Below are 11,545 nucleotides of genomic sequence, written 5' to 3' on the forward strand. Positions count from 1 at the left end.
GAGGCGACGCGGCGGGCGGCGTCCGCGCAGTACCGGATGTGCCCCGAATGCCGCCTGCTGGTGCCGGTGCGCGAGGCGCGCTGCCCGGACTGCGGAACCTCGATGAGCCGCGTGCCGCGGCCGGGGCTCGGGCGCACGCTCGCCGGGCTCGTGCCGAGCTTCGGGTCGGTCTCGACGACGCTGCTCGGGGCGATGGTGCTGATCTACGCGGCGACCGTGCTGCTCAGCGCGGGGCGCGGCGGCTTCCTCTCGCCGTGGAGGGGCGTGCTCGGCGCGTTCGGCGCGAAGTTCACGCCGCTCGTCCTCCAAGGCGAATGGTGGCGGCTGGTCAACCCGATCTTCCTCCACGGCTCGCTGCTGCACATCGGCTTCAACGGCTACGCCCTCGCCAACCTCGGGCCGGCGCTCGAGGCGGCGATCGGGCGGCGGCGGTTCTTCGTCGTCTTCATTGGCTGCGGCGTCGCGTCGTTCGTCGCCTCGACGTTCCTGAGCCCGCGGTCGCTCAGCATCGGCGCCTCGGGGGCGCTGTTCGGGCTGATCGGCTTCGGCGTGGTGCACGGCCGGATGCGCGGCGGCACGCTGTTCCGGGCCTTCTCCGACGACCTGCTGCGCTGGGCGCTCTTCGGGTTGGTGATGTCGTTCATTCCCGGGATCGACTGGGCCGCGCACGTCGGCGGCCTGATCGCCGGCTGCGTCGCCGGCCGCTTCGTCGGCCTCTCGCCGCGCGTCTCCCTCGCCCGCGAGCGCTTCTGGACCGTCGCGACCGTGATCTGCGCGATCCTCCCCCTCGCCGGCTTCGCCTGCGCCCTGCTTTCCTGATTTCCCCGCACGACCGCCTTTGAGGCCCAAAGGCAACGTTGCGCGTGAATTACGTCGGGAGGCAGGCGCGGAGGAATCATCCGCGGGCGAACGATCGTCGGGACGCGCCAGCCTCCCCTACCCCCGTCGCGAGGACCGCGTTGAATACCCGGCGTCGAGAACGACGAGCGCGTCGAGCGGCGGGGGGCGGCGGCGGAGCATTGCCCCGTCGCGGAGCCGCCGCCCCCGTCGCGCGACGCGCGCCCATCGACGGACATGCGCCCTGACGCGTCAACGCCGGCGACACCGTGGCCCCGCGGGCCAAGGCCGCGGCGCGAGACGAAACAAGACCCACGAACCACCCGACCGCGACCATCCCCCCGGCGGACACGCAGCGCGACGCGCAGCCAAAGACGACAGCACGTCGTGCGCGCGGGGGCGGCGGCGCAGCCGTTGCCCCGTGGCGGAGCCGCCGCCCCCGCCGCACGACGCGCGTCCCCGTGACGCGCGGGCATTACGCAGACGAATCGCGCGGGCATTACGCGGACGCAGCGCACAGACGTTGCGCAGCCGAAACACACGCCTCGCGACCGAGCCCCGAAGCGCCGACACCCGCGCAATCACTCACCGCAAATCAAAACACCTGATCGTGCGCGAGAACCTCGACGCCCTTCTCCGCCCAGCCGGCCTTCAGCGCTTCCCAGGCCTTCCCGTCGAACGGCTTCGAGGCGTCGGCCACCACCGCCACCGCGACGTTCCGCTCGAGCAGGCCGTCCACGACCTTCGCCACGAGCTTGTCGGCCGGCAGGCCGTAGACCACGACCTTCTTCGGCTCGAGCACCTCGAGCAGCGTCGGCATCGACGGATGCGTCCACGGATCGAACCCCGCCACCTCGAACAGGATCTCGTTCCGGTACGCCCGCAGCGACTCCCGCACCGGCCGGTCGGCGTGCGGCTCGCGCGGAATCTCGACCGACCGCTCGAAGGCCGACTCGGGGATCTGCCGCGCGCCGTCCTCGCCGGCCATGCAGTGGGCCGGGAAGGTCGTCTTGTAGTCGGGCTTGCCCTCGGCCAGATCCGGGTCGCCGGCCTTGTGCCCCACGACCAGCGCCACGCGCGGCACGCCGCGCTCGCGCGCCGCCGCGGCCAACGCCGCCAGCCGCGGCCGGATCGTCTCCGCCGCGGGGACGTAAAGCGCCCCGTCGAAGTCGGCCAAGTCGTACTGCGCACCGCACTCGCAAAGGATGACGTCGCTCATGCGGCTATGATAGCAACGACGATGGGCGACCACACATCAGCGGGTCTTTCGGGCGTTCCGGCCCTGGTCCTCGCGGTCGCGCTGGTCGCGCTGAACGGCTTTTTCGTCGCGGCGGAGTTCGCGCTGGTGCGGACGAGGCCGGAACGGCTGCGGCCGCTCGCCGCGCGCGGCGACCGGCGGGCGGCGCGTGCGCTGGCCCTCGTCGATCGGCTCAACGAGGCGCTCTCGATCTGCCAGGTCGGCGTGACGTTCTGCAGCCTCGCCCTCGGCTACGTCGCCGAGCCGGCGTTCGCCAGGATCTTCGCCGCCGGGCTGCGCGCCCTCGGCGCCTCGGCCGCCGCGCTCGCGGCCCTGCAGACCTTCGCCGCGCCGATCGCCGTGGCCGCGTCGTTCCTGCTGATGACCTTCCTGCTCGTCGTCGCCGGCGAACTGCTGCCGAAGCAGCTCGCGATCGGCGCCGCCGAACGGACCGCCCTCGCCCTCGCCGCGCCGCTCGCGCTCTGCGGCGTCGTCTTCCGGCCGTTCGTGGCGCTGCTCAACGGCGCCGCGCGCCTCGCGCTGCGCGCCGTGCGCTCGAAGCAGCCGGCGGGAAACCACCGCCGCAGCCTCGAGGACCTGCGCCAGATCCTGTTTCTCTCCGCGCAGGACGGCGAGCTGAACCCGCTCGAAACGAAGCTGCTCCACAACTTCTTCCGCTTTGTCCGCGGTCAGGCGCGCGACGCGATGGTGCCGAGGGCGCGCGTGCGGACGTTCGACCGCCGCGACGATCCGCGCCGCGCGTTGGCCCGCGCGCGCGAGTTCGGGTTCAGCCGCTTCCCGCTCGTGGACGGCGACCTCGACCGTCTGCTCGGCGTCGTGCACGTGAAGGACCTCATCCGGACCGGCGAGGCGATGCCCCGCCTCGTGGACGTGGCCCGGCCGGCCCTCGTCGTTCCCGACGCGTTGCCGCTGGAGCGGCTGCTGCGTCGTTTTCAGGCCGAGCGGACCCATCTCGCCGTCGTCGCCGACGAGTTCGGCGCGGCCGTCGGCATCGTCACCTTGGAGGACGTGCTCGAGGAGCTGGTCGGCGAGCTGCGGGACGAGTTCGACGCGGCCGAGCAAGACCAAATCCGTCCCCGGGCGGAGGGCGGCTTCGCGCTCGATCCGGCGCTGCCGCTCGACCGCGCGGCCGAGCTCGTGCCCGGCGCGCCGCCGGCGCCGGAAGGGGTCCGGACGGTGGCGGGATTGTTGCAGTCTCGACTGGGCCGGATTCCCGCCGCCGGAGACCGCGTACCTTTCGGCGAACGCCACGAGCTCGTCGTGGCGGCCGTCAGCGGCACGCGGGTGCTGCGGGTGGACTTGGTTCCGCGCGACGCGGACGAATGACGAATCCGGCATCGCGTCGCCAAGATTGAAATCGCCGCCGGCGGCCGGGGTTGCGAACGTGCGCGAGGGCGCGATATTGACCGACGGGGACGACGTACTTTTGTGCTTCCGAGGAGAAAGGCCATGAGGTCGTTGTCGATCGTTTGCTTCGCCGCGCTCGCCGGGCTGTTCTGCGCCTCCGCCGTTTCCGCGGAGCCGCCCGCCGACGAGAAGCGGCTGGTCTTCGACACGTCCGCCTACCGCCCGCGGATCGCGCTGCAGGAACTGCCCGCGACCACCCGCGGCGCGTTCATCACCGTCAGCGGCGTCGTCTTCTCCCACGCGCCGCTCGAGCGGGTGATGCTCGGCGAGCGGACCGCCGCGCTCCGCGAGGCCGAACCGAAGGACCTCGCGCGCCTGCCGCGCATTCCCTCCGGCGCCTCCGACGCGCCGTACCGCACGTTCTTCGAAATCGCCGACGCGCCGCTCCCCCGTCTGGGAGCCAACGACCTCGAGCTGACGGCCTACGGCAACGACGGCCGCATCTCGGACACGGACCGCCTGACGATCCTGCGGCTCGCGCCGGAGAGCGGCGGCGCCCAGTAGGCGCCGCGAGGACGGGATGGCCAACTTCGAGAAAGTTCTCGTCAAGGACGACGCCGCGCGGAAGAAGCGTTCCGCCGGCTCGGCCGCTTTCGCGGCCGCCGTCCATCTCGGCTCGGTCGCGCTGATGGTCGCCGCGGGCGGCCTGACCGTCCAGGCGGTCAAGGATCCGCACGGCCTCGACATCGAGTTCGTTCCGGACGTGCCGGCCGCGCCGAATCTCGAGGTGAAGAAGCCGAAGGTTCTCTTCAATCTCGACAAGATCCGCGAGCCGGAGCCGCCGAAGCCGAAGGAAGAGCCGAAGCCTCAGGTCGAGGAGCGGCTGCAGCCGCAGCTCCCCGAGCCGGAGATTGAGATTCCGAAATCGCTGCTCGACCGGCGGCGGCTCGAGATCGCCGCGGGGCAGATGACGGAGCTCCGCGGGCAGCTCGACGCTCCCGAGCCGGTCGGCGGCAGCGGCGCGACGCGCACCGCCGCCAAGCCGGCGGCGGGGCTCTCCGCGGGGGACTACGGCGGCGGCACGGGCGGGCGGGCCTATGAGGCGGCGCTCGACGCGCCGGAGGTCAAGGTGCCCGGCGGCGGGCGCGGCGGCCCGGGTCTGCCGGCGCGGGCGCCGGGAATGCTCGTCGGCGACGGCGGCGGCGGCGGATCCATCGTCGCCTACCACAGCGACACGCCGGCCACGATGGGCGACTTCCGCATCCCGGCCCCCGGCGCCGCCGGACGGGCCGGCGGGCGCCCCGGCGGCGGCGGCCGCGGGCTGGTGCCGGTGGAAGGGAGCGGCGTCGGCGGCGGCGCCGGCAGCGGCGGTCTGGGCGTGAAGTACGGCGGCCCCGCCGACGCGCCGGGCGGCGAGATCGGCGGGTTCGGAACCGTGGGACGTCCGGGCGGCGGGCGGCGCGGCGGCGGCGGGATCGGTCCGGTCTCGGCGACGGCGCAGGCGCTCGGCGGCAAGTACGGCCTGCAGCTCGTCTCGGTCAACGACCTCGGCCAGCGCTCCACGGAAGCGGCGCGCTGGAACATCCTGCTGCCGCAGATCAGCGACCTGCTGCGCCAGGCGCTCGCCCGCGGCGGACGCAATGGCGGCCCGCGCACCGCGGGGATCGAAGTCGACGGCTCGACGCTGGTCATCCGGTACCGGGACGGCGTGGTGCACTTCCTCGTCCCGACCGGCGACGGTCTGGCCGTGATTTACGTCGCGCGCGGTCCCGGCGCGAGGCCGGTCGTCTCGAAGGTCCAGGAGGGAGAGAGCGCGCTCGACGCGTTGAACTACTTGGTTCGCGGCTGAGCCGCGAGGACCGGCCCATGGCCGGCGCCGCGCGGCCCTATGATGGACAGAACGGCGCGACCGCGGAGCCCTCCGCGGCCGTCGCCTTGAGAGGACCGACGACCATGGCCCGTTGGATCGGCGCGGGCGCCGCGCTCGCGGTCGGCATCGCCGCCGTGGGAGCGCAGACGGCGCCAGCCAAACCGTCCGTTCCCCCCGCCCCCGCGGCGAAGGCCGCCCCCGCGCAGCCGGGCAAGGCCGCGCCGGGCGCGAAGCCCGCGGCCGCGCCCGCGGCGCCGACGGGCGTCCCCGCGCGCGCCGCGATGCCGATGGCCCCGATCACGCCGGCGGCGAAGCTCGCCGAGCTGCGCGTCAAGGCGGTCGAGGCGTACAACGCGCGCGACTGGCAGGCCGCGGCCGAAAGGGCCGACGAGTTCGTCGCCGCGCTCGACGGCGCGGGACTGCCGCACATCGGCGCCGACTTCGCGCTCGTCTCGTTCCTCGGCGGCCACGCGCGGTTCGAGCTCTGGCGCCGCGCGCCGGGCACGTTCAAGTACGACTACGACAAGGACGTCCTCGGCGCGATGACGGCGAGCCTGGCGATCCTGCAGGACGATCCGTTCTTCAAGCACAGCGTCCTCGGCGCGGCCTACTACGAGAAGCTCAAGGCGGGCGGCTACCGCGACGTCGAGCTGGAGAACTGGGCCAACTGGCACATGGAGAAGGCGCTCGCGGCGCGCGCGGAGGAACTCGAAGGGAAGCCGCGCGACGGCGCCGAGTTCGCCGCGTTCGACAAGTTCCTGCTGCAGTACGTCGGGCGCGCGCTGGAGATGGCGCGCCGCTCGCCGGTGGCCGACGTCTACCTGATCCGCGTGCGCGACGCCTGCCGGCTCGGCTTCGGCGGCGCCTACGACGAGCGCTTCGCCCAGTTCCACCAGGTCGTCGGCTTCGACGACGGCAACGTGCGCGCCGGCGCGGCGTGGCAGGCGGGGCTCGACATGATGGTCGCCGAGGGCTCGGCGCCGGCCGACGTGCTGGCGACGTTCCGCGAGGCGGCCGAGGCGACGCGCGGCGTGCGCGAGCGGGCCGAGGTCTACCGGCAGATGTCGGACTACGCCAGCCGCCAGGACGGCTACGAGTACAAGCAGCTCGCGGTGGAGTACGGGCGCACGGCCTTCCGCCTCGATCCGGGGAACGCGGAGATCCAGCAGCAGTTCGGCAGCGCGCTGCACGTCGTCTCGTTCGCGCAGTTCAACTCGGCGCGCTACGAGGAGGCGCTGCGCGCGGCGCAGGAGGCGACGTCGTTCGCCTGGGAGGGGGACGAGGCGGCGTACTACGACCTCGCCCGCGCCCTCGCCAACCACGGCGACAAGGTCGGCGCGGTGGACGCGGCCGAGACCGCCTACGCGCGGGCCGCGAAGCGGCTCAAGGGGGCGGAGGTCGCTCCGTTCCGCACCAACTACGTCAACATCCTGCGGCAGTTCGGCTTCGCGGCGAAGGCCGCGGCGGTCGAGGCCGAAGGGCCGAGGAGCTGAGCCGATGCGCCTCGCAACGTTCGCGGCGGCGCTCGCCGCGCTGTTCGTCGCCGTCCCCGCGCGCGCCGACGTCCCGACGGCGGTCCTCGACCCCGCGGCGGCGGAGCTCGCCCGCGTCAAGGACCTCGAGCGCTCGATCGTCTCCTACCATCTCCTGCTGCAGGGGGAGAGCGCGACGAAGGACGTCGTCGCCGCCGCGCTGTTCGACGTCGAGCGGCGGACCGAGGAGCTCGACTCGCGGCTCGAGGCGGCGCCGATCCTGATCAAGGACGCGAAGGCGATCCCCGCGCTGCGGATGGTCGTCGCCAAGGCGCACCTCGAGGCCGCGCTGCTGCACGCGCGGGGCGTGGACCTCGAGAACTCGATCCGCCACTACGAGCGGGCGGTGGACCTGCTCGGCTTCGACCCGGTGGACTGGACCGAGCCGCTCGAGCGGGGCGCGCGGCCCGGCTCGCTGGCCAACGTCGCCGACGTCGTCTACGACGTCGCGCCGGCGAAGGAGATCGTCGCCGACCTGCGCGAGTTCTGGTCGTCCGGCGCCGTGGCGCGCTTCCAAGTGCGCGAGATCCCGCCGTTCCAGCGGGCGCGGCTGCAGCTCAAGCGGGTCGGCGGGGCGAACGACGGCTTCTCGCGCGCCGCGTTCGAGCTGGCCTCGAAGCGCTTCGCCGAGCGGGTCGCCGCGGGGTACGAGGACTTCCGCGTCGTCGTGCCGATCGGCCGGTACATCGTGGACGCCTCGGCGATCGACGGGCCGCCGACCGAGTTCCGCGCGGCGACCGGCGTCGCGCTCGACCCGATCGTGGTCAACCCGAACCGGTTCAGCTTCGACTTCGTGAGCCCCGACGTGCTCTGCATGCCGCGGCTGTCGCTGAACGGGCTGCCGGTGAAGGGGCAGGAGAACCTGCCGTTCGGCGCCTACACGATCGAAGTGCCGACGGCCTGCCCCCGCCCGACGCCGAAGAAGATCACGGTCAACCAGGCGCAGGAGGTGACGCTGCGCAGCGAGCCGGAGCGCCTCGACGCGCTGCGTCCGGGGCAGCCGATCTTCCTCTTCGTCACCACGCCGGCGGGAAGCACCTACAGGGTCCGGATGTAGCGGATGGGGACGGCGGGGATCGCCCTCCGGCCGAGCTTGCCGAGGACGGCGAGCGCGGAGAGGATGTAGGGGATGGGAGTCCTCGACATCGTCGTCTGCGTCGTCCTCGGCGGCTGCACGCTCTACGGGCTGGTCCGCGGCTTCGCGCACATCGCGCTCGGGATCGCCGGGTTCGGGCTCGGCCTCGCGGCGGCGCTGCGCCTCGCCGAGAACGGGCCGGCCTGGTTCGGCGGGCGGATCTCCAATCCGTCCACGGCGCGGCTGCTCGCCTTCCTGCTCGTCTTCGTCGCGTCGCTGCTCGTCACCGCGCTGGTGATCTGGATCGCCGGGAAGCTGATCCGCGCGGCGGGAATCGGCTGGATGGACCGGCTGCTCGGCGCCGCGGTCGGCTTCGGCGGCGGCCTGCTCGTCGTGCTCGGCGCGATGCTGGCGTTGACCGCGTTCCTGCCCGCCGGCACGTCGTTCCTGCGCGGCTCGACGCTCGTGCCGCGGCTGCTCGGCGGCGTCGATCTCGCCTCCGGCATCCTGCCGCCGAGCCTCGCCGAGGCCTACCACGCGCGGCGGCAGGCGCTCGTCGGCGCGCCGGAGCAGAAGGACGCGGCGGCCGAGACGAAGGAAGGCGCGCCGGGCGAGACGAAGGACGGAACCGCCGAGACGAAGCCCGACGCCGCGCCCGGCGCGAAGCCCGACGCGGGACGCGACGGAACGACGCAGCCCGCGGCGCCCGCCGCGACGCCGGCGACCGCGAAGAGCGCGCCGGACGCGACGGACGCGACGGACGCAAAGGCTGCGACGGCCTCGACGCCGAAGCCGGAGGTCGCTCCCGCGGCCAAGCCGGCGCCGAAGCACCGCAAAGCGCACAAGGCCGCGTGATGGACGCGCGCCGATCGGCCGCGGCGGCGCCCGCCGTCGCCGCGTTTCGCGTCGCGCGCGCCGCGAGGCGTCGCCTCGAGTTCGCCGTCGCCGCGCCTCGTTTCGCAGGCGCCGCGGCATGTCGCCTCGCGCGCGCCGCGGTCGTCGCCGGGGTCGCGCTCGCGGCCGCGTTCGGTCCGGCGCTCGCCGACGCGCCGGCAAAGCCGGCCGCGGCCGATCCGGTCTTCGCCGCGGAACGGGAACTCGGCGCGGTCCGCGGCCTGCCGTTCCTCCATCCGGTCGCCTCGCGCCGCATCGCGCCCGAACAAGCGCAGGCCCTCATCGCCGACGAGATCGACGAGCAGCTCCCCGACCCCGACGCCGCGGCGCGCGCCATCGCCCTCGCCGAACTGCGGCTGCTCCCGCGCGACTTTCCGCTGAAGAAGAAGATCCGCGAGCTGCTCGACGAGCAGGCGGCCGGCTTCTACGACCCGCGCACCGCCACGTTCTACTTGATCGACCTTCCCCCGGCGACGCGCGCCGCGCTGCTGAAGCAGTCGGGCGCCGCGGCGGCCGAGGTGGACGACGCGGTCCTGGTCCACGAGCTCGACCACGCGCTGACCGACCAGCACTTCGGCCTGCGCGCGCTCCTCGCGGGCAAGGACGTCGAAGGGCGCGACGACGTGCAGTTCGCGCGGCAGGCGCTGGCCGAGGGGGACGCGACGCTGGCGATGATGCTCGTCGCGTTCCGCCGCCTCGGCCTCGACTTGAAGCCGGAGACGTTCCCGAGCGGCGAGACGCTGCGCTCGCTCGCCGCGCAGGCCGGGCCGGGTCAGGAGGGGCTGGCCGCGGCGCCGCCGTATCTGCGGGGGCAGCTGCTCGAGCCGTATCTCCTCGGGCTCGACTTCGTCGCGCGCGCCTGGCGGCGGGGCGGGTTCGCGGCGGTGGACGAGCTGTGGCGCCGTCCGCCCTCCTCGACCGAGCAGTTGCTGCACCCCGAGAAACGGGACGACCCGCCGATCGCGGTCGAGCCGGCGGCGCGCGAAGGCTGGGCCGGCGCGGTCTCGTTCGAGCTCGGCGAGCTCGGCGTGCGCGCTTGGCTGGAAACGGACGACGCGAGCCGCCCGGCGGCCAAGGACGCGGCGGCCGGATGGGGCGGCGACCGGGTGACGCTCCTCGTCCGCCCGCGGACGCCGAAGCCGCACGAACGGCTCAAGTACCCCGACCGCGAGGACGCCGTCGTCGTCTCCACCGTCTGGGACGCGCCGGCCGACGCGGACGAGTTCGCGGCCGCGGCCGAGAGCTGGCTGCGCGCGGAGACGGCGCCGGAGGACGAATGGCGGATCGACCGCCGCGGCCTCAAGGTGGACGTCTTCCTGCGCCGCGAGCCGCAGGGGGTGCGTCCCGTGACCGACATCGGGCAGGACCCTTGGGAGCGCCCGCCGTCGGAGCTGAAGGAGAAGCCGTGAGCGTCGTTCCCGGGATCGAGATCCTCGCCGGCCGGCGGGCTTCGCTCGTCCGCGGGGCGCGCGTCGGGCTCCTCGCCCACCCCGCGTCGATCGGCCGCGACTTCCGTCCCGCGGCGGCGCTGCTCGCGGAGGCGGGGGCTCGCCCGACGCGGCTCTTCGCGCCGGAGCACGGCGCGCTCGGCGCGGCGCAGGACATGATCGGCGTGGACGAGCGGCGCGATCCGCTCACCGGGCTGCCGGTCGTCTCGCTCTACGGAACAGACGAGGCGTCGCTCGCCGCGGCGCCGGAGGCGTTCGACGGCCTCGACGCGTTGGTCGTCGATCTGGCCGACGTCGGCGCGCGCTACTACACCTTCGCCGCGACGGCGATCCGCGCGTTGCCGGCCGCCGCGGCGCGCGGCGTGCGGGTGATCGTCGCCGACCGCCCGAACCCGCTCGGCGGCGAGGATGTCGAGGGGAACGACGTCGAGCCGCGCTTCCACTCGTTCGTTTCCGAGCTCTCGATTCCGAACCGGCACGGCCTGACGCTCGGCGAACTCTGCCTCTGGGCGGCGCGGACGCGCGGGATCGACGTCGCGCTGGAGATCGTCCCGGCGGAGGGCTGGCGGCGCGCGGACTGCTGGGACGAGACGGGGCTGCCGTGGGTCCTGCCCTCCCCCAACATGCCGACGCTCGACACGGCGCTGGTCTATCCGGGGATGTGCCTCGTCGAGGGCACGAACCTCTCCGAGGGGCGCGGCACGACGCGGCCGTTCGAGCTGGCGGGCGCGCCGTGGCTCGACCCGGGACGGCTCGCCGCGCGCCTCGACGCGTTCCGGCTGCCGGGGGTCGCGTTCCGGCCGGCCGTCTTCCGTCCCGCGTTCCACAAGCACGCCGGACGGGACTGCGGCGGTGTCCAGATCCACATGACCGACCGGGCGACGTTCCGGCCGACGCTGACCGGCCTCGCCTTCGTCGCCGCCTGCCGCGCCGAGGACCCCGAGCGGTTCGGCTGGCGGACCGAGACCTACGAGTTCGTCTCCGACCGGCTCGCGTTCGACCTCCTCGCCGGGGGCGAGGGGTGGCGGCGGGGGCTCGAGGCGGGGGCCGATCCGCGGGAACTGGCGTCCGCGTGGGGCCCGTCCGAGGCCGCCTTCCGCGCCGCGCGGGCCGACCTGCTGCTTTACCGGGCCTGAAACCGCCCAACGTGGAGCCGACCGTGTTGGTCGGCCGTCGTCCGCGGGCGGACGGGGCCGTCCGCCGGCGGACGTTTCCGCCGAGCCCGCTCCTTTGGAATCAACGACTTGCGGCGGCACGCCCTTTGCTTTCCATCCCCGGCATGCT

At 74.0% G+C, this 11,545-nt stretch carries 10 protein-coding genes; 9 read left to right on the plus strand and 1 reads right to left on the minus strand.

Going from position 1 to position 11,545, the window contains the following annotated elements:
* Nucleotides 1-819: rhomboid family intramembrane serine protease (locus tag LLG88_11000; protein ID MCE5247429.1), on the plus strand; the 819-nt coding region annotated here is incomplete at its 5' end.
* A gap of 613 nt (nt 820-1,432) precedes the next feature.
* On the opposite strand, the gene LLG88_11005 is transcribed toward LLG88_11000, so the two are convergent.
* Nucleotides 1,433-2,056: an isochorismatase family protein gene (locus LLG88_11005; protein MCE5247430.1), complete on the minus strand. Its 624-nt coding sequence runs from the start codon at nt 2,054-2,056 to the stop codon at nt 1,433-1,435.
* Nucleotides 2,057-2,077: 21 nt separating this feature from the next.
* Between LLG88_11005 and LLG88_11010 the strand changes: the two genes are divergently transcribed.
* From LLG88_11010 to LLG88_11045, 8 genes are all read left to right on the plus strand, one after another.
* A complete protein-coding gene (locus tag LLG88_11010) occupies nt 2,078-3,421 on the plus strand; it encodes a hemolysin family protein (GenBank protein MCE5247431.1) in 1,344 nt (447 codons plus the stop codon).
* 123 nt (nt 3,422-3,544) lie between these two features.
* A complete protein-coding gene (locus tag LLG88_11015) occupies nt 3,545-4,006 on the plus strand; it encodes a hypothetical protein (protein MCE5247432.1) in 462 nt (153 codons plus the stop codon).
* A gap of 16 nt (nt 4,007-4,022) precedes the next feature.
* Nucleotides 4,023-5,291 (plus strand): hypothetical protein, encoded by a 1,269-nt coding sequence (locus tag LLG88_11020; GenBank protein ID MCE5247433.1) that lies wholly within the window; start codon nt 4,023-4,025, stop codon nt 5,289-5,291.
* Between the two features lie 104 nt (nt 5,292-5,395).
* Nucleotides 5,396-6,805 carry a hypothetical protein gene (locus LLG88_11025; protein ID MCE5247434.1) on the plus strand — a complete coding sequence of 470 codons (1,410 nt, stop codon included), beginning with the start codon at nt 5,396-5,398 and terminating at the stop codon, nt 6,803-6,805.
* Nucleotides 6,806-6,809: 4 nt separating this feature from the next.
* Nucleotides 6,810-7,901 (plus strand): hypothetical protein, encoded by a 1,092-nt coding sequence (locus tag LLG88_11030; protein ID MCE5247435.1) that lies wholly within the window; start codon nt 6,810-6,812, stop codon nt 7,899-7,901.
* A gap of 72 nt (nt 7,902-7,973) precedes the next feature.
* Nucleotides 7,974-8,774, plus strand: coding sequence for a CvpA family protein (locus LLG88_11035; protein ID MCE5247436.1), 801 nt, complete (start codon nt 7,974-7,976; stop codon nt 8,772-8,774).
* On the plus strand, nt 8,774-10,222 hold the full coding sequence (locus LLG88_11040) for a hypothetical protein (GenBank protein MCE5247437.1): 1,449 nt from the start codon (nt 8,774-8,776) through the stop codon (nt 10,220-10,222). Before LLG88_11035 ends, LLG88_11040 begins: the two co-directional genes overlap by 1 nt.
* The gene (locus tag LLG88_11045; protein MCE5247438.1) at nt 10,219-11,397 is read left to right on the plus strand and encodes a DUF1343 domain-containing protein; all 1,179 of its coding nucleotides are present in this window, start codon (nt 10,219-10,221) and stop codon (nt 11,395-11,397) included. The genes LLG88_11040 and LLG88_11045 overlap by 4 nt, the downstream gene beginning before the upstream one ends.
* The last annotated feature ends 148 nt before the right edge of the window (nt 11,398-11,545 follow it).

The sequence above is a fragment of the bacterium genome (assembly GCA_021372775.1).
In the GTDB taxonomy this organism is placed as follows: Bacteria; Acidobacteriota; Polarisedimenticolia; order J045; family J045; genus JAJFTU01.